This window comes from Methylophaga marina (assembly GCF_030296755.1).
Classification (GTDB): domain Bacteria; phylum Pseudomonadota; class Gammaproteobacteria; order Nitrosococcales; family Methylophagaceae; genus Methylophaga; species Methylophaga marina.
Genome location: NZ_AP027741.1, coordinates 1,820,791 through 1,838,943 on the forward strand (window position 1 = coordinate 1,820,791; position 18,153 = coordinate 1,838,943).

The window sequence follows — 18,153 nt, forward strand, 5'->3', positions numbered from 1 at the left end:
ATACAAAATCTTAACTGTAGATTTATTTAATCAGGCCTAAACGATCACAAATGGTGAGTGTCGGGTCAACCTTATTCATGGTGTAGAAATGTATACCAGGTACACCCAAATCGATTAATTGCTGAGTAAAGTCAGTTAAAAAATCAACGGTGAACGCAGTCATTGATGCCGTATCATCGTAAAAAGCTTCCAGTTTCTTGCGAAGCCATCGAGGGATTTCGGCACCACAACCTGCTGAAAATCGAGCCAGCTGGGCATAGTTATTGATGGGCATAATGCCCGGAATGATAGGAATATCAATGCCTTGTTGTTCACAGGCATCAACAAAATAACGATATGCATCCATATTATAGAAATATTGTGTAATCGCACTATTCGCACCTGCATCCACTTTACGTTTGAAGTTGATAAGGTCATGTTCAGCAGATTGTGCTTGCGGGTGTACTTCAGGGTAGGCGGCTACTTCGATGGTAAAGAAGTCACCTGTTTCTTTGCGAATAAACTCAACAAGCTCACTGGCATAACGAAAGTCACCTGGTGCTTGCATACCTGATGGCAGATCACCACGAAGTGCGACAATGCGGTGAATATTATTATTGCGATAGGTATCCAATAATGCACGGATACGTTCCGCGGATGAGCCTACACAAGAAAGGTGGGGGCGGCATCAATGTTGGTCACTGCATGCTGCTTTTGAATGTCTATCACCGCATCCATCGTGTTGTCTTGTGTTGAACCGCCTGCGCCAAAGGTCACTGAGAAAAACTCAGGTTTAAGAGGGGCAAGCTGTTCTCGGACACTACTTAAATTGGCAATGCCTTTTTCCGTTTTTGGGGGAAAGAATTCGCAGCTTAAAGTGAGATTTTTGGCCATATCCATTAACTTTGATTAGAAAAATGGGCTGAAAACTCAGCCCATTTTTAGATTGATTAAAGATTAATATCTGTAGTGTTCAGGTTTGAATGGGCCTGTTTTTTCCAGCCCCAGATATTTTGATTGCTCGTCTGTCAGCGTAGTCAGGTTGGCACCAATCCGACCCAAGTGCAGTTGTGCGACTTTTTCATCCAGTTTTTTCGGCAATACGTAGACTTTATTTTCATAATTGTCAGTATTTTGCCATAACTCGATTTGTGCCATGACTTGGTTAGTGAACGAGGCTGACATCACAAAGCTTGGATGACCGGTTGCACAGCCAAGATTCACCAGACGACCTTCAGCTAACAGAATGATGCGTTTACCATCAGGGAAGATAACGTGATCAACTTGCGGCTTGATGTTCTCCCATTCATATTTACGCAGGGAAGCGACATCAATTTCTGAATCAAAGTGACCAATATTGCAAACGATGGCTTCATTTTTCATCTTCAGCATATGGTCATGGTTGATAACATCGATGTTACCTGTTGTGGTGACGAAGATATCGCCCATTGCTGCCACATCATCCATAGAAACAATGCGGTAGCCTTCCATGCTGGCTTGAAGCGCACAGATTGGATCAATTTCAGTTACCATAACGGTGGCGCCCATGCCACGGAATGCCTGTGCACAGCCTTTACCCACATCACCGTAACCTAAAACAACGCAGATTTTGCCGGCGATCATCACGTCCGTGGCGCGTTTAATACCGTCGAGTAGTGATTCACGGCAACCATAGAGGTTATCAAACTTGGATTTAGTGACAGAGTCATTGACGTTAATGGCTGGCACTTTCAATGTGCCTGCTTTCATCATTTCATACAGACGATGAACACCGGTGGTTGTTTCTTCTGACAGGCCTTTCACGTCATTTAATAACTCAGGATACTTGTCATGCATTATCTGAGTTAAATCGCCACCATCGTCCAGAATCATGTTCGGACGCCAGTTGTCTGGACCCATAATCGTTTGTTCGATACACCAAACCGCTTCTTCTTCTGTTTCACCTTTCCAGGCGAATACTGGAATACCTTGATCAGCAATTGCGGCTGCGGCATGGTCTTGTGTCGAGAAAATATTGCATGATGACCAGCGGACTTCAGCACCGAGTTCGACTAAGGTTTCAATCAGTACGGCTGTCTGAATCGTCATATGTAAGCAGCCGGCGATACGAGCACCTTTCAGTGGCGCTTGGCCAGCATACTCTTCACGTAAGGCCATTAGACCTGGCATTTCGCTTTCAGCAATTTTAATTTCTTGATGGCCCCATTTAGCCAAGCTGATGTCAGCAACTTTATAATCAGGGGTTAAATTTTCGATTGGTGATTCCATTGTTCGTTTCCTCAAATTCTTTTATAAACCGGCAGCGTCGCGTAATACATCTGCCATATCTGTTCTTTCCCAGCTAAAATCAACATCTTCACGGCCAAAGTGACCATAAGCCGCTGTTGGTTGGTAGATAGGTTTGATTAAATCGAGCATCTTAATTAAGCCAACTGGTCGTAAATCAAAGTGTTCACGAACCAGGGCGACCAGTTTTTCTTGAGAAATTTTTCCGGTACCAAATGTCTCTACACTGATAGAGGTCGGATCAGCCACACCAATGGCATAAGACACCTGGATTTCACAGCGATCGGCTAAGCCTGCGGCAACAATGTTCTTCGCTACATAACGACCTGCATAAGCCGCACTGCGATCGACTTTTGATGGGTCTTTACCAGAGAAAGCACCACCACCATGACGAGCCATACCACCATAGGTATCAACGATGATTTTTCTGCCTGTCAGACCACAGTCGCCGACAGGACCACCGATAATAAATTGTCCGGTAGGGTTGATATGGATTTTTGTATCTTTAGTTAGCCATTCAGCGGGCAGTGTGGGTTTGATAATGCTTTCCATCACCGCTTCATGAAGACTGGCTTGTGAAATATCCGGGCTGTGCTGTGTGGATAATACAACGGCATCAATACCAACAGGTTTTCCATCTTCATAGATGAATGTCACCTGACTTTTGGCATCTGGACGTAGCCAGCTTAACTCGCCATTTTTACGAACCTCTGATTGGCGTTTTACCAGACGGTGTGCGTAAGTAATCGGTGCTGGCATGAGAACATCAGTTTCGTTACTGGCATAACCAAACATTAAACCCTGGTCACCCGCGCCCTGATTTTCTTCTGTGTCTCTATCAACGCCCATGGCGATGTCAGAGGATTGTTTACCAATCAGAGACATAACCGCACAGGTTTGACCATCAAAACCCACATCTGAGCTGTTATAACCGATATCGGTGATGGTTTTACGAACAACATCTTCGAGATCGACCCATGCTGAAGTACTGATTTCACCAGCAACGATGGCGGTGCCTGTCTTTACTAATGTTTCACAAGCCACGCGAGCATGGGGATCTTGGCGAAGAATTTCATCCAAGATGGCATCTGAAATTTGATCGGCAACTTTGTCTGGGTGGCCTTCCGATACAGATTCAGAAGTGAAAAGATAATTGCTACTCATAGTCAACTTCCTCATTACAATGAGATTGTGGTAATGATAGTTGTGCTATTTGAGGGGGAATAAATCTCGCTCATTACTATCAGTTACCTGTTAATAATGAACGCAGTTAAATAATGGAGTATTGAATAAGCCTAGCAGGTTAACCACCTGTTGCAGCGTTCCTTATTCGAAATGACATATTAATCTATATAGAGAATTTTTCAAGCTTAATTATCTTCACAAAGTCGTCACACAGCGTGGTCTAAAGCGTTAATCGGTCTCCATTTTGTTTCAGCCATAGCTTGTGTTCTTTGTATGTAGGACAGATGTCCGCTACCAACTGCCAGAAAGCCTTTGAGTGGTTATGATGCCTGAGGTGACAAAGCTCATGAAGGATGACGTAATCAATGACTTTGTCAGTGGCCATGATAAGTTTCCAATTGAGCTGAATATCGCCCGAGCGATAACAGCTTCCCCAGCGAGCTTTATAGGTTTTTATGGTAAGACTTTTAGGAAAGAACTGATACGCTTCCGCCAATTGAAAAAATCGTGATGTCAGAATTTCATTAGCCTGTTGCCGGTACCACTTTTCCAGTTGACGTTTAATACCTTCTGCCGATATATCTTTTTTCTTGGTATAGAGCTGTATGCGATTGTCGATGTGTTTAATGGTATTTTCAGCGCTGCTGGTATGAATATCTAATTGATACGTGTTCCCTAGAAATAAAAAAGACTCCCCATCTGCGTAAACGGTTTCTCTGGTGACTGGCAGTTGTTCAAGTTTTTGTTTTATCCACGCCCTTTTTTTATCCACAAAGTCTTGTGCTGTTTTGACTGCAAGTGTCGTTGGTATCCGCACAATGACTTCACCTTGCTTAATAACCAACGCCATACTTTTACGGCGTGAACTGCGAATAATGGTGTAATCAAAGCCTTCAGGGTGTGTATGTGTCATAAATAATCGTTATAAGCAGATTTTTGTCAGCTGATTTGAGAAAATGTCCCATTAATCTACGTCAATTGAATCATGTCATCATCATTATCTTTTATAGAATCCAGAAAAATATCCGTTGCACCCATGTTGGACTGGACCGACCGTGATTTTCGTTATTTGTTACGGCTTATTTCGAAACATGCTTTGCTCTACACAGAAATGGTGACCACAGGGGCGTTGATTCATGGTGATAGACAGCGCTTTTTAGCACATGATGCCGCTGAATATCCGTTGGCACTTCAACTGGGCGGATCTGACCCCGCTGCTTTAGCCGAGTGTGCCAGGATGGGCGAAGATGCCGGTTATAGTGAGATTAATCTGAATGTAGGCTGCCCAAGTGACAGAGTGCAATCGGGCAGTTTTGGCGCTTGCTTGATGGCTGAACCGAATTTAGTCGCTGAAGGCGTAGAGGCGATGACAAACGCGGTGACTATACCCGTGACAGTAAAAACACGTTTGGGCATAGATGAGCACGACAGTTATGAGTTTCTGACTCATTCTGTTGATGCTGTATCAGCTGCAGGCTGTAATATTTTCATTCTACATGCCCGTAAGGCCTGGCTTAAAGGCTTAAGTCCAAAAGAAAACCGTGATGTCCCCCCTCGATTATGAGCGTGTTTATCAAATCAAAAAGGACTATCCACACCTACACATCGATATTAATGGCGGTATTAATAGTTTGGTTGAAGCCCAGCAACATCTGCAATATGTGGATGGCGCCATGCTGGGTAGAGCGATTTATCATGACCCGTACCTGCTTATCGATGCGGATGAACGTATTTTTCTGCAAGCGGCTTCTGACAAGCCCAGTCGACATGATGTCATTGAAGCTATGTTGCCGTATATCGAGCAAAGAATGAAACAAGGACGACCGCTGAAATCTATCACACGACATTTACTAGGTTTATTTCAAGGCCAACCAGGTGCTAGACGCTGGCGGCGGCATTTAAGTGAGAATGCCCACTTAGGAGATGCAGGCATTCTCACAGTTCAACAAGCCTTAAGTCTGGTCGACAAGGTTTAGTTTCTGAGGCCAGTGCCTTTTTTCAACAGATATAAGGCATATACGGTGAGTGCTACGATGAACAGCATGATGATGCCAAAGGCTGCCATGATAGGGATATCTGAAATACCCAGCATACCGTAACGAAAAGCATTGACCATATACAAAATAGGGTTCAATAGTGAAACGTTTTGCCAGAAGTCTGGCAATAAATCGATAGAGTAAAACACCCCACCCAGATAGGTTAATGGGGTTAAAATGAAGGTCGGGATGATGGCAATTTCATCAAAACTGCGTGCATAAATCGCATTAATGAACCCACCTAATGCAAATAAAACCGCACTGAGAAATACCATGCTGATGGTAATAAAAATATGTTCCACCGGCAGGTGAGTAAAGAACAGTGATACCAGTGTCACGATAATCCCCACACACAGTCCCCGAGCCGTACCTCCTGCGACATAACCTGCCAAAATCAAGTAATTCGGAATGGGTGCCACAATCAGCTCTTCAATGTGGTTTTGGAACTTGGCACTGAAGAACGAGGAGGCCACATTTGAATAGGCATTATTGATCACTGCCATCATAATAATCCCGGGAACGATATATTCCATGTAACTGAAACCACCCATTTCACCAATACGGCTACCTATGAGATTACCGAAAATGATGAAATATAAAGTCATCGTAATGGCTGGCGGTAAGATGGTCTGCGGCCATATTCTGAAGAAACGACGGATTTCACGATATAGCAATGTGGAAAAGGCGACCCAGTGTCTTTGGCGACGAGTTGGTGTCATATGTATTACTCCGACTTCTCAACAAGTTTGAGAAATAATTCTTCCAAACGATTTACTTTATTTTTCATGCTGGTGACTTCAATACCTGTATGACTCAGTTGTTCAAAAACACTGTTTAACGATTCACCACGGTGAATTTCAACCTCTAAAGTGGTGTTATCGATTTGTTGATAATCGAAGCCTTTGAGCTGGAATGTATCGTTTAGTGGTTCTTTGAGGTCTAAAACAAAGGTTTCTTTATCAAGGCGATTGAGTAGGGACTTCATATCGGTATTTTCAGTTATCTGCCCTTTATCGATAATCGCGATATTGCGACATAGACTCTCGGCTTCTTCCAGATAATGTGTCGTCAATATAATGGTGGTGCCTTCGGCATTAATTTTTCTCAAAAATGTCCACATGGAACGACGAAGCTCAATGTCAACGCCAGCAGTTGGTTCATCTAAAATCAATAATCTTGGATTGTGAACCAACGCTCGGGCAATCATCAGTCGACGTTTCATGCCACCTGAGAGGGAGCGAGAAGGGGTGTCTCTTTTTTCCCATAAACCCAACTGTTTGAGTAACTCATCTGCTCTTGGCTCAGCTTGGCTTGCGGGCATACCATAATAACCGGCTTGAGCGACAAGAATATGCTTAACCTGCTCAAAACCGTTAAAGTTAAACTCTTGTGGGACCAGTCCGATATAGCTTTTAGCTTGTTCAGCATCGATGTCCAGGTCCGTATCAAAAACCTGGATAGATCCTGTACTTTTAGTCACCAGTGAGGTGATAACACCGATAGTCGTTGATTTTCCCGCACCATTAGGCCCGAGCAAAGCAAAAAAATCGCCTTGCTCTACATCCAGGTTAATTTCTTTTAAGGCTTGCATGCCATTGCGGTAAGTTTTGCTTAGATTCTTGATAGATAATGCTTTCACTGTCTCTCTCAAGCGTGATAAAGGTGGCTAGGTTATCATGCCAACAGCGAGATGAGAATTTTGAAAAATATGTTTAGACAATCCCCTCCCAAAACAATAGATGAATTAATGCAGCGCTGTCAGCAAATCGCTGGAAAAAGCTTAGGTCAGATTGCACAGGAGTTGAGTTGCGCTGTACCTGCAGATCTCATGAGGAATAAAGGATGGGTTGGTCAGCTATTAGAGGCCTGTCTTGGTGCTGATGCCGGTAACCAGGCTGAACCAGATTTTATCTCCTTAGGCATTGAATTAAAAACCTTACCATTAAACGCCAATGGTGAACCGAAAGAGTCGACTTATGTTTGCACTGTTTCAACAGGCGAATACGAAGCCTTAAGTTGGGACAATAGTTGGGTAAAAAGAAAACTCTCACATGTATTGTGGATACCCATTGAGGCTGACTCATCTATTCCGCTTGCAGAGCGTTACATTGGGAGTGGCTGGTTATGGCAACCTGACTCGTCAGAAGAAAATCTATTAAAAGCTGATTGGGAAGAACTGATGGATCGTTTAACGATGGGAGAGCAGTCTGAACTGACAGCCAGAGAGGGACAATATTTACAAGTCAGACCTAAAGCAGCACACAGTCGAATTCTGGCAAAAAGTTCGGATAGTCAAGGCGAAACGGTTTTTATGAATCCTCGCGGTTTTTATCTAAGAACCGTTTTTACCAAGCAGTTACTCGCGAAGGCGTTAAATTGATGGTAACGTTGCAAAATTAATGGACTAATTTTGTTTTACTCGGAAAAGTAGAGAGACATGCTAAACGCACTAGTTATCGATAGCTCACCAGATTTTTGTGAGCATATGTTCAATTTATTAGAGTCGGCTGGTTTCAACGTAGATACCGCCAAAACAGGTGGCGAAGGCTTGGTAAAAGCCGCGGCAGGAAAGTATCGTTTAGTGTGCTGTTCTGACAATCTGTCTGACTATGCCAGTAGTGAGTTTTGTAGTCAGCTCAGAGCTTTGAAGGGCTACGATTTTGCCACATTGTTAGTGCTAACAGAGCATGATAATTCAAAGATTCTTAAACAGGCACTGTTGGCTGGTGCGACTGATATCTTCAGCAAAAGTGATATGTCAGAAATGGATACCTATCTTTGTCGAATCAGCCAGCGTGAGACACGACAATTAAGTGGGCGAGTTCTATTTATCGAAGACTCCCGGGTACTGCAAACCATTATTATCGATTTGTTGACAGATATGGGGCTGGATGTTGACGCCTACAACTATGCCGAAAGTGCATGGGAGGCCTTTAAAGGTGGTGACTACGATCTGGTCATTACAGATATCATGCTTGAAGGCAGTATGAGTGGCATTACGCTGGTACGAAAAATTCGGCGTATGCAAAGTGAATATAGCAATGTGCCCATTATTGCTACGTCTGGTTTTGACAATATGTCTCGTAAGATTGAACTATTCCATCTTGGCGTTAATGACTATGTGTCAAAACCGATTGTGCGTGAAGAGTTGAGACAGCGTGTATTTAATCATGTCACCAGCTACCAAACGACACAGGAACTGCGTACCCAGCAAAAGTCTTTACACAGTCTGGCTATGCTGGATGATACGACGGGCTTATTTAATCGTCATGCACTTCGTGAATTCGCAGGTAAATACTTCAGTGAGGCTTACCGCTTTAGCCGTTGTTTATCTCTGGCTGTGATTGATATCGATCACCTCAAAGATATTAATGAACATCATGGGTTTGAACGTGGTAATCAGATGTTAGCTGAGCTTGGTTCATGGTTGAAACGTCATGTGCGTGACGTGGATCTTGTTGCTCGCTGGGCTGGTGATGAGTTGGTTTTACTTTTGCCTGAGTGCGACCTAGCTTCAGCAAAAAATATGATGGATCGCATGGTGCAACGTTTGAGAAAACTCAAACCAGCTGACTTAGATGTGATCGTCAGTGTCGGTATTGCTCAATTGCGGCAAACAGATAACGATAATCTCAACAGTTTGTTTGAGTTAGCAGATAAAGCAATGTATCAGGCTAAAATGGCGGGACGTAATTGCGTTAAAGTGTATACAGAGCCTGAATCCATTCCCGAGTTGAGTGGTAACGATTAGCCGTAAAGCTGTTTAAAGAGTTCACACTGGTCTTTGTCCAGCATGAAGATACCGTGGCCACCGTTTTCTAACTCTAGCCAGGTAAACGCAATCTCCGGCCATTTATCATCCACAGCGAGATCGGTGTTACCTACTTCAATAAATATCAGACCATTTTCTGTCAAATGATCGGCCGCACCGGAAAGAATTTTTGTGACTAAGGCTAAACCATTATCATCTGCTTCAAGTGCTGAGTTTGGCTCATGTCGATACTCTTCAGGCAAAGAAGCCATTTCCTCTGCTCCCACATAGGGCGGATTACTGATAATCAGATCATATTTTTCATCGGTAGATATCTTTTGCCATATATCCGACTCAAGCAACGTCAGTTGATCCTCTAATCCATATTTCTGACGATTTACTCTAGCGACATCTAAGGCATCAGAACTGATATCACTGGCTGTGACTTCAGCTTGCTCAAAGGCCATTGCCAATGCGATAGCAATACAACCACTACCAGTACACATATCTATAATTCGTGTGATGGAGTCAGGTTCAGCGACCCATGGTTGGAACTGTGTTTCTATTAATTCAGCAAAAGGGGAGCGGGGAATAAGAACACGTTCATCCACAAAAAAAGGTAAACCAGCAAACCAGGCTTCATTGGTGAGATAAGGTAGTGGAATACGTTTCTCAATCCGCTTTTCAATAGCGATGAGTAGGGTCCGCTTCTCATCCTGCGTGAGTCTGGCGTCGAGAAATACATCCGGAAACGTATCGACAGGAAGATGCAAACTACTTAGTAACAATTGTGATGCTTCATTAAATGCATCCTCATTACCATGACCAAAAAATAATCCCGCTTCATTGAAGCGGGATGTAGACCATCGTAAAAAATCACGAAAAGTATTTAATTCAGATTGAACAGCTAGGTAATCAATCATACGTTTTGTGTGATATCAACAAAGTGACCAGCTATCGCAGCTGCTGCAGCCATGGCGGGGCTAACTAAATGTGTTCTTCCACCTTGCCCCTGACGGCCTTCAAAGTTGCGGTTTGACGTCGATGCACAATGCTCACCTGCTTCGAGACGGTCCGCGTTCATGGCCAGACACATTGAGCAGCCCGGGTCACGCCATTCAAAACCGGCTTCGATAAAGATTTTATCCAAACCTTCTTGCTCTGCTTGTTGTTTAACTAAACCAGAGCCAGGCACAACCATGGCCTGTTTCACACTGTCAGCGACTTTACCGCCCTGAATGGCTTCTGCAGCTTCACGCAGATCTTCAATGCGAGAGTTTGTGCAGGATCCAATGAATACTCGGTCTAAATAGATGTCTGTAATCGGCTGATTAGCTTGTAATCCCATATATTTGAGCGCTTTTTCCATACCGTTGCGTTTAACGGCATCTGATTCTTTGGCAGGATCGGGAATAGACAAATCAACTGAAACAACCATCTCAGGAGACGTGCCCCAAGTGACTTGAGGTTTAATTTCTTCTGCTTTGAGTACCACGACTTTATCAAAATGGGCGCCGTCATCTGAGTGAAGTTCACGCCAAGCGTTGACGGCTTTATCCCAGTTTTCACCAGAGGGCGAAAAAGGACGGTCTTTCAGATAGTTAATCGTGGTTTCGTCAACCGCAATCATCCCCGCACGTGCGCCAGCTTCTATGGTCATATTACAGACTGTCATGCGACCTTCCATACTCAAAGCCTGAATCGCTTCACCGGCAAATTCGATTGCATAGCCTGTACCACCTGCAGTACCGATTTCACCAATGATAGCCAGAACGATATCTTTCGCTGTGATGCCGGGTTTAACCTGACCCTCGACACGCACTTGCATGTTTTTGGACTTACGTTGAATCAGGCATTGAGTCGCCATGACATGTTCGACTTCGGAAGTACCAATACCAAACGCTAGCGCACCGAAAGCACCATGAGTTGATGTGTGAGAGTCACCACAAACTACCGTCATACCAGGCAGTGTCGCGCCTTGCTCGGGTCCAACAACATGCACAATACCTTGCCGTAAATCATTTAATCCAAATTCAGTGATACCAAATTCGACGCAGTTGCTATCGAGCGTATCTACTTGCAAACGTGAAATAGGGTCAGCAATCCCTTGTTCGCGATGTGAAGTGGGGACGTTATGATCTGGCGTCGCTAAAATTGAATTTAGGCGATAAGGTTTACGTTCAGCTAAACGGAGCCCTTCGAATGCTTGGGGGAAGTCACTTCATGAACCAGGTGACGATCAATGTAGAGTAAAGCTGTCGTGCCATCTGACTCAGAACGAACGACATGTTGTTCCCAAAGCTTATCGTAAAGTGTTTTTGCTGACATATCTCTATTAAAACCGATTAGTGAGTTATAAGTATCCTGGCATTATACAGCGTCAGAGATGTAAGCTCTATCTGAACTGATGGCAAAAAAACGGGTAACCCGAAAGTTACCCGTTTCATTTTTACTGCTAAGGAAAAGTGATTATTCCATATTAGCGTGTCTGTATCGCATTTCTTCTTCTGGAATACCTTTCTCATGGATAAGATGAGAAACGATGGCTTCCAAGAAAATCAATGTCGATAATTCAAACATAGTACCCATAGGCATGCCCTTTGTAGGAGCAAAGCTATCATCGTTACCAATTTGAATTGTCTTGTCCGCTATATCACCAATCGTTGAACTTGCTTTAGAGCAGATTAATACTACTTTAGCTTTCTCCGATTTAGCTTTGTTCGCGAATGAAACCAACTGAGTTGTTTCACCTGAACCTGAGATAACGATTAATAAATCGCCTTCACGGATGCTAGGTGTGCTGATTTCACCTTGAACGTATACGGTGTAACCACTATGCATCAACCTCATACCCAAGAAGTTACCAACAAGACGTGAACGTCCGGCACCTGTAATGAAGATGCGTTTAGCACCATCACACATGGCAACGAATTCAGCTTCAAGAGAACTGTCAGTAGCCCCTAAAATATCAGTGATTTTGTTTACAACTAGATCACGATGCATTGTCATTTTTCTAATCCTTATGCTGCGTCAACTAATGCACGCAGTTCTTTTGCAGATTCAGCTGGAGATGGAGCGCCGTAGATAGCCGCACCAACAACAACGATGTCAGCACCAGCTTGAACTGTGCTTTGGATTGTATCTTTGTTGATACCACCAGCAACAGAAACTTTAACGTTCAGACCTAAACCAGCGATAGTTTTCAGATCTTCAAAAGGTGTTTGACCAGCAGCTTGTGCGTCAAGACCAGTGTGAACACCAATGATGTGTGCACCGTTAGAAGCCGCTTCTTTAGCAACAGCCGCTTTATCTTCAACACCGATTAAATCGATTTGAGCTTCAGCGTTATTTGCGTTAGCAGCTTTGATAACGCCTTTCATTGTAGCCATGTCAGAAGCACCTAAAACTGTAGTGATGTCACCACCAGCTTCAAAGAAAGGAGTCGCTTCGTATTCACCAGCGTCCATTGTTTTCAGGTCAACCAGGATTTTTTTGTCTGGGTGAGCTGCTTTCAATGCCTTAACCAGTTTCAGACCGTTGTATTTGATACAAGGTGTACCGATTTCAAGGATATCGACATATGGCGCTACTTGTTCAGCCAGAGCCATTGTTGCGTCAAAGTCCAATGAGTCAAGAGCCATTTGGATTTCAGCCATGTTACATACTCCTAATTTATAGTAAAAATTATTGTTATCACGCTTGCTTATGTGAAGCGGGACTATATGCAGAAATCAGTGACAAGTCAATTTCACTGACCCTGCTGCATTCGGGCCCACTCACCAATGGAGTGGGCTGAATACGGGGAAATTTAATTCTGATGAATTAGCTTTCCAGTTCTGCAAGACGGTTAGCCAGTAACTCTTCAAGTGTTTCAAGAGCTTTAGCAAAACCATCAATACCTTCTTGTAATTTTTCAGTCGCCATGCGGTCTTCAGCATGCATAGCTTTGAAGGTTTCTTCTGTCATGTTGATACGTTCAACATCCGATGCTTTCGCATCTTCAACATTTAACTTACGTGGTAAGTCACCTTCTGTTGAATGTAATTCATCCAGTAGGGCTGGAGAAATAGTGAGAAGGTCAACACCTGCTAACTCAGTGATTTCACCGACATTACGGAAGCTCGCGCCCATTACTTCGGTTTCTAAACCAAACTTCTTGAAGTAGTTATAGATTTGAGTAACAGAAACAACACCTGGATCTTCAGCTGGCTCGTAAGAATCACGGCCTGTGTCTTTTTTGTACCAGTCGAGAATACGGCCAACGAAAGGTGAAATCAGTTGGATACCATTTTCGCCACAAGCTACCGCTTGGTGCAGACCAAAGACTAGAGTCAAGTTGGTGTGAATACCTTCTTCTTCCAGAACTTTAGCAGCCATTACACCTTCCCAGGTTGCTGCGATTTTGATAAGGATACGCTCACGTGAAACGCCTGCTGCTTCGTATTGAGCAATCAGGTCACGACCTTTAGCGATAGTTGCTTCAGTATCAAATGACAAACGCGCATCAACTTCTGTAGATACACGACCTGGAACGATATCCAGAATTTTCAGACCAAATGAAACAGCTAAACGGTCAAAAGCCAGAGAAACTACTTCTGACGCGGGTGCATCTGCACCTAATGTTTCACGAGCCGCTTTCAATGTGTCATCAACAATACCTTGGTATTGTGGCATTTGAGCTGCAGCAGTAATCAGTGAAGGGTTAGTTGTAGCATCACGAGGTGTAAATTTTTCGATAGCTTGAATATCACCAGTATCGGCGACAACAACGGTCATTTCCTTAAGCTGATCAAGTAAAGTAGCCATGTTTCGTACCTTTAATTTTTAAGTTAAAAATTAACAGTCAACGTGATATCACGCAGACTGTATGGTTGATTTTTTTGATTATTATGTCGGCAAAGCCGGACTACTGCCCGGCTTTATTCCGTAAATCTTGGGTGCAAGCTGAAGGTTAACTTAACCTTTGCTTTGAATGTAACGTTCAACACCTGTCATTGGTTTAGCTTGTGCTTTGTTACGAATATATTGTTCAACGCTAGTGATAACGGTGACGGTTGTTGCTTTATTTCTGATGTATTTTTCAACACCAGTTAGTTGTGAGCCACTATTCGATTGGTTTCTGATATAACGCTCAACACCTGTCAAACCATCATTCGTTTTTGCTGCTGCTGGGCTGCTTGGCTTAGCACTGCTGGTTGGAGCAGAACTAGGACTTGATGAAAACAGGCTTTTAAAAAATCCACAAACTGATGCTAAGAAACCTTTATCACTCATAATATTATACCCCTGTTACATTTTAACCCCATCTGCCCAACAAAACGAGGTTGGTGCAACGGGTAAATTACTATTTTAGATTAATCGTGGCAAGTCGGAAGAACCTTAGCATATGCCTAAAAGTCGACTTGATTTGTGACTAACCCATCCTGAATTATTGATATTGGTCAATTAAAATCGTAATTATTATCAATACACATTGACCGATATCTTACCTCATTATTTAAATTAATAAATCAACCAGGTAAGCATGAAAAAAAACGAGCGGTCATTGACCACTCGTTTTATTTTCTTCTTTAAGCAATATTTGCTTATGCTGCGTCAACTAAAGCACGTAATTCTTTAGCTGCTTCAGCTGGAGAATCCGCACCGTAGATTGCTGCACCAACAACAACGATTGTTGCGCCAGCACGAACAGTGTCTTGAATAGTGTTTTTGTTCAGACCACCAGCTACTGAAATACGCACGCCTAAGTTTAAGCTAGCGATATCTTTCAGATCAGCGAAAGGTGTTTGACCAGCAGCTTGTGCGTCAAGACCAGTGTGAACACCGATGATTTGAGCACCGTTACGAGCTGCTTCAGTTGCAACTGCTTTTTTGTCTTTAACACTGATTAAGTCGATTTGAGCTTCAGCGTTGTTAGCGTTAGCTGCTTTGATTACGCCGCCCATTGTCGCTTTGTCAGAAACACCTAATACTGTACAGATGTCAGCACCTGCTTCATAGAATGGAGTCGCTTCGTATTCACCAGCGTCCATTGTTTTCAGGTCAACCAGGATCAGGTTGTTAGGGAATTTGCTTTTCAGTGCAGTAACCAGTTCAAGACCGTTATATTTAATGCAAGGTGTACCGATTTCTAAGATATCGACATAAGGAGCAACTTGCTCTGCAAGCGCGATTGTTTGATCGAAATCCAGAGAATCCAGTGCCATTTGAATAAGTGCTTTTGCCATGCTGACATGCTCCTAATTAATTTAATTTATGAGTTATTACGTTGAAAATACGCTCGCAGACTATAAAGCAGATTTGCAGATGCTGTCAATTTTTGACTTGATCTCAACATTTAGCTTCTTTTTTATTACTGGACACAATGATTTGCATTATGCGACTCTTTTTGACCAAATTACATAGTTGCGAGGATCTATTTTGAATACAGAATCTGCGGTCTGTTTGGATAATGTAGCTGGTCTGATTATTGACATGGATGGGGTGCTTTGGCATGGCAATAAACCCATGAAAGGAGTGGAAGCGTTTTTTCAACTATTGAGAAAAAAACACATACCTTTTGTTTTGGCGACAAATAACGCCAGTTTGACTCAGCAGCAATATATAGAAAAATTAGCCTCAATGAATATTGATGTCGCTGCGAACGAAATTCTCACTTCCAGTATGGCCACAGTTAGCTATTTGTGTGAACACTTATCAGCAGATAAAAAACGCGTTTTTGTAATCGGGGAGGATGGTCTAAAACAGCCCCTGAGTGATAATGGATTTGTGCTGACAGAGTTATACGAAGTAGATCAGCCTGAAAAAGGTATCACAGGGCGAACAGCAGATATTGTTGTGTCAGGACTCGATCGCCACTTAAGTTGGGATAAATTGGCAACGGCAACCCTAAATATCAATGCGGGTGCTGCCTTTTATGCAACAAACTCAGATGCCACATTACCTACTGAGCTCGGTGAAGTTATGGGTAATGGGGGCGTACTTGCTGCACTCGAATCTGTGACCGGTGTCAAGCCGATATCAATTGGAAAACCAGCGCCTATATTGTACGAACAGGCTTTGAAAATTTTAGGTACAACAAAAGAGACAACCGTTGCGATAGGTGACCGTCTTAATACGGATATTTTGGGTGCTGTTAATGCGGGTATCCGCAGTGTCTTAGTATTAACCGGTGTGTCTTCTGCTGAGGATGTTGAGCAGGTTGATTATCAACCCACATGGATTCTGGATGATTTGGCGGCACTCACCAAGGCCTTGAAAGACTAGCTAGATATAAAAAGGAAGCGAGAGATGAAAAAATTAATCAATGCTGTGGACAGTGTGCTTGAGGAGAGTTTGAGTGGGTTTGCTAGAGCACACAGCGATATTATTCAATTCAATCAACAACCCCACTTTGTTAGTCGAAAAAATAAGTCTGAAAATAAAGTCGCTCTGATTTCTGGTGGTGGTGCTGGTCATGAACCATTACATACTGGATTGGTGGGAAAAGGCATGCTAGATGCGGCTTGTCCTGGACAGGTGTTTACATCACCTACTCCTGACCAAATGATGATGGCTGCTCAGACTGTTGAAGCGGGTGCTGGCGTGTTGTTTATTGTTAAAAATTATGCCGGTGATGTGATGAATTTTGAAATTGCGGCCGAAATGTTGGATTGCCCACATGAAACTGTACTGGTGAATGATGACGTATCCTTACCCAAAGATCACAGTACTGGCCGTCGAGGTGTCGCAGGGACATTAATTGTAGAAAAAATCGTCGGTGCGGCTGCAGAAGCAGGCGCTGATCTAGCCACTTGTAAAAAGCTGGGTGACAAAGTCGTCAATGCCACAGCGTCGATGGGATTGGCTTTAACGAGTTGTACGGTACCTGCCTTGGGTCAACCCACTTTTGATATTACAGATAATGAAGTCGAAATGGGGGTTGGGATTCATGGTGAGCGCGGTCGTGAAATCATGAACTTAACGACTGCTGATGAGTTAGTTCAGATACTGGCTAAAGCGATTGATGAGGATTTGCAGCCGGCGAAAGGACAGCGCGTGTTACTACATGTGAATGGCTTTGGGGCGACACCATTAATGGAGCTGTACCTAGTCTATGATATCGCTGCTCATTTTTTTGAGGAGCGTGGTATAGAAATTGTGCGTTCACTGGTAGGCAACTACACCACTTCACTAGATATGGCGGGTTGCTCAATTACGCTAACATTGATGGATGACGAAATGCTGCAGTATTGGGATGCACCTGTACATACGGCGGCATTACGTTGGGGGATTTAGTTTTTACTTAACTCATCAGCAATGACGCAAAGAATAAGTTGTGATGTACGAGCGCCTGCATCGATGTGACCGCGGGCGCGTTCACCCAAAAATGAGGCTCTTCCTTTTGTGGCCAGCATGTCTTTAGTTGATTGCATACCTTGTGTAGCGGCTGTTTTCATATTACTTAGAACCGTCGCTTTGTCTGCATTTTGTTCAGCATCACTTTGCAATGATTGCATCACTGGAATCAGGGTATCCAGCATGGTTTTTTCACCGATATCGGCCTTTCCTCGCGCTTTTATTGACTCAACACCCGCTGAGTAAATAGTGGAAACGGCTGTCAGATCCATATCTGGATCTTTAGCGGCTTTCCCCATACTCACAAACATGGAACCCAGCAATGAGCCTGATGCGCCACCCATAGTAGACATTAGAGTCATACCCATTTTCATGAATGCTGCTGACCAATCAAGTTGAATCAGTTCATCATTTTGCTTAGTCAAGGCCTCAAGTCCACGTAATAGGTTGGTGACATGGTCACCATCACCAATGGCTCGATCCAACGCAGAAATCTCCGCTTCATTGTTAATTATTTCAGATTGAATTGCAGCGAGAAGAGTGGGGAGAAAAGTGGTATCAGTCATGTTTAGGCCAGTG

At 43.4% G+C, this 18,153-nt stretch carries 16 protein-coding genes, 3 pseudogenes and 1 riboswitch; of the genes and pseudogenes, 5 read left to right on the plus strand and 14 right to left on the minus strand.

Annotation, left to right across the window (positions count from 1 at the left end):
* Positions 1-22 precede the first annotated feature (22 nt).
* The 4 genes and pseudogenes from metF to QUE24_RS09375 form a co-directional block, all read right to left on the minus strand.
* Positions 23-873 (minus strand): annotated as a pseudogene (metF, locus tag QUE24_RS09360) (methylenetetrahydrofolate reductase [NAD(P)H]).
* Positions 874-936: 63 nt separating this feature from the next.
* On the minus strand, positions 937-2,247 hold the full coding sequence (ahcY, locus tag QUE24_RS09365) for an adenosylhomocysteinase (RefSeq protein ID WP_286303574.1): 1,311 nt from the start codon (positions 2,245-2,247) through the stop codon (positions 937-939).
* Positions 2,248-2,268: 21 nt separating this feature from the next.
* Complete coding sequence (gene metK / locus QUE24_RS09370; RefSeq protein ID WP_286303575.1) at positions 2,269-3,429, minus strand: methionine adenosyltransferase; 1,161 nt, start codon at positions 3,427-3,429, stop codon at positions 2,269-2,271.
* A gap of 91 nt (positions 3,430-3,520) precedes the next feature.
* A riboswitch (S-adenosyl-L-homocysteine riboswitch) is annotated at positions 3,521-3,599 on the minus strand.
* Between the two features lie 71 nt (positions 3,600-3,670).
* Positions 3,671-4,363 carry a M48 family metallopeptidase gene (locus QUE24_RS09375; protein ID WP_286303576.1) on the minus strand — a complete coding sequence of 231 codons (693 nt, stop codon included), beginning with the start codon at positions 4,361-4,363 and terminating at the stop codon, positions 3,671-3,673.
* Between the two features lie 72 nt (positions 4,364-4,435).
* On the opposite strand from QUE24_RS09375, the pseudogene dusA reads away from it, so the two are divergent.
* Positions 4,436-5,426, plus strand: a pseudogene (gene dusA / locus QUE24_RS09380) (tRNA dihydrouridine(20/20a) synthase DusA).
* On the opposite strand, the gene QUE24_RS09385 reads toward dusA, so the two are convergent.
* Entirely contained in the window at positions 5,423-6,205 is a 783-nt protein-coding gene (locus QUE24_RS09385) for an ABC transporter permease (RefSeq protein ID WP_286303577.1), read from the minus strand. The pseudogene dusA and the gene QUE24_RS09385 overlap by 4 nt on opposite strands.
* Before the next feature lie 5 nt (positions 6,206-6,210).
* Complete coding sequence (locus QUE24_RS09390; protein WP_286303578.1) at positions 6,211-7,125, minus strand: ABC transporter ATP-binding protein; 915 nt, start codon at positions 7,123-7,125, stop codon at positions 6,211-6,213.
* A gap of 69 nt (positions 7,126-7,194) precedes the next feature.
* Here QUE24_RS09390 and mutH point away from each other — a divergent pair, with 69 nt between their 5' ends.
* A complete protein-coding gene (gene mutH, locus QUE24_RS09395; protein ID WP_286306100.1) occupies positions 7,195-7,866 on the plus strand; it encodes a DNA mismatch repair endonuclease MutH in 672 nt (223 codons plus the stop codon).
* Positions 7,867-7,923: 57 nt separating this feature from the next.
* Positions 7,924-9,237: a diguanylate cyclase domain-containing protein gene (locus QUE24_RS09400; protein WP_286303579.1), complete on the plus strand. Its 1,314-nt coding sequence runs from the start codon at positions 7,924-7,926 to the stop codon at positions 9,235-9,237.
* On the opposite strand, the gene prmB is transcribed toward QUE24_RS09400, so the two are convergent.
* The 7 genes and pseudogenes from prmB to hxlA (QUE24_RS09435) form a co-directional block, all read right to left on the minus strand.
* The gene (gene prmB / locus QUE24_RS09405; RefSeq protein WP_286303580.1) at positions 9,234-10,160 is read right to left on the minus strand and encodes a 50S ribosomal protein L3 N(5)-glutamine methyltransferase; all 927 of its coding nucleotides are present in this window, start codon (positions 10,158-10,160) and stop codon (positions 9,234-9,236) included. The genes QUE24_RS09400 and prmB overlap by 4 nt on opposite strands.
* Positions 10,157-11,565, minus strand: a pseudogene (gene leuC, locus QUE24_RS09410) (3-isopropylmalate dehydratase large subunit). The gene prmB and the pseudogene leuC overlap by 4 nt, the downstream one beginning before the upstream one ends.
* 141 nt (positions 11,566-11,706) lie before the next feature.
* Positions 11,707-12,246 carry a 6-phospho-3-hexuloisomerase gene (gene hxlB, locus QUE24_RS09415; protein WP_286303581.1) on the minus strand — a complete coding sequence of 180 codons (540 nt, stop codon included), beginning with the start codon at positions 12,244-12,246 and terminating at the stop codon, positions 11,707-11,709.
* 11 nt (positions 12,247-12,257) lie between these two features.
* A complete protein-coding gene (hxlA, locus tag QUE24_RS09420; RefSeq protein ID WP_286303582.1) occupies positions 12,258-12,893 on the minus strand; it encodes a 3-hexulose-6-phosphate synthase in 636 nt (211 codons plus the stop codon).
* A 166-nt stretch (positions 12,894-13,059) separates the two neighbouring features.
* Positions 13,060-14,043, minus strand: a complete 984-nt coding sequence (locus tag QUE24_RS09425) for a transaldolase (RefSeq protein WP_286303583.1) — start codon at positions 14,041-14,043, stop codon at positions 13,060-13,062.
* 150 nt (positions 14,044-14,193) lie between these two features.
* Positions 14,194-14,511, minus strand: a complete 318-nt coding sequence (locus tag QUE24_RS09430; RefSeq protein WP_286303584.1) for a hypothetical protein — start codon at positions 14,509-14,511, stop codon at positions 14,194-14,196.
* A 311-nt stretch (positions 14,512-14,822) separates the two neighbouring features.
* The gene (gene hxlA, locus QUE24_RS09435) at positions 14,823-15,464 is read right to left on the minus strand and encodes a 3-hexulose-6-phosphate synthase (protein WP_007147026.1); all 642 of its coding nucleotides are present in this window, start codon (positions 15,462-15,464) and stop codon (positions 14,823-14,825) included.
* A gap of 193 nt (positions 15,465-15,657) precedes the next feature.
* Between hxlA (QUE24_RS09435) and QUE24_RS09440 the strand changes: the two genes are divergently transcribed.
* Entirely contained in the window at positions 15,658-16,503 is an 846-nt protein-coding gene (locus QUE24_RS09440) for an HAD-IIA family hydrolase (RefSeq protein ID WP_286303585.1), read from the plus strand.
* Between the two features lie 24 nt (positions 16,504-16,527).
* On the plus strand, positions 16,528-17,514 hold the full coding sequence (gene dhaK, locus QUE24_RS09445; RefSeq protein WP_286303586.1) for a dihydroxyacetone kinase subunit DhaK: 987 nt from the start codon (positions 16,528-16,530) through the stop codon (positions 17,512-17,514).
* On the opposite strand, the gene dhaL is transcribed toward dhaK, so the two are convergent.
* Complete coding sequence (gene dhaL, locus QUE24_RS09450; protein ID WP_286303587.1) at positions 17,511-18,140, minus strand: dihydroxyacetone kinase subunit DhaL; 630 nt, start codon at positions 18,138-18,140, stop codon at positions 17,511-17,513. The genes dhaK and dhaL overlap by 4 nt on opposite strands.
* Positions 18,141-18,153: the final 13 nt, after the last annotated feature.

Coding starts and splice junctions, on each gene's coding strand:
- ahcY (WP_286303574.1), bottom strand. CDS start 2,247: ATGGAATCACCAATCGAAAATTTAACCCCTGATTATAAAGTTGCTGAC.
- metK (WP_286303575.1), bottom strand. CDS start 3,429: ATGAGTAGCAATTATCTTTTCACTTCTGAATCTGTATCGGAAGGCCAC.
- QUE24_RS09375 (WP_286303576.1), bottom strand. CDS start 4,363: ATGACACATACACACCCTGAAGGCTTTGATTACACCATTATTCGCAGT.
- QUE24_RS09385 (WP_286303577.1), bottom strand. CDS start 6,205: ATGACACCAACTCGTCGCCAAAGACACTGGGTCGCCTTTTCCACATTG.
- mutH (WP_286306100.1), top strand. CDS start 7,195: ATGTTTAGACAATCCCCTCCCAAAACAATAGATGAATTAATGCAGCGC.
- QUE24_RS09400 (WP_286303579.1), top strand. CDS start 7,924: ATGCTAAACGCACTAGTTATCGATAGCTCACCAGATTTTTGTGAGCAT.
- prmB (WP_286303580.1), bottom strand. CDS start 10,160: ATGATTGATTACCTAGCTGTTCAATCTGAATTAAATACTTTTCGTGAT.
- hxlB (WP_286303581.1), bottom strand. CDS start 12,246: ATGACAATGCATCGTGATCTAGTTGTAAACAAAATCACTGATATTTTA.
- hxlA (WP_286303582.1), bottom strand. CDS start 12,893: ATGGCTGAAATCCAAATGGCTCTTGACTCATTGGACTTTGACGCAACA.
- QUE24_RS09425 (WP_286303583.1), bottom strand. CDS start 14,043: ATGGCTACTTTACTTGATCAGCTTAAGGAAATGACCGTTGTTGTCGCC.
- QUE24_RS09430 (WP_286303584.1), bottom strand. CDS start 14,511: ATGAGTGATAAAGGTTTCTTAGCATCAGTTTGTGGATTTTTTAAAAGC.
- hxlA (WP_007147026.1), bottom strand. CDS start 15,464: ATGGCAAAAGCACTTATTCAAATGGCACTGGATTCTCTGGATTTCGAT.
- dhaK (WP_286303586.1), top strand. CDS start 16,528: ATGAAAAAATTAATCAATGCTGTGGACAGTGTGCTTGAGGAGAGTTTG.
- dhaL (WP_286303587.1), bottom strand. CDS start 18,140: ATGACTGATACCACTTTTCTCCCCACTCTTCTCGCTGCAATTCAATCT.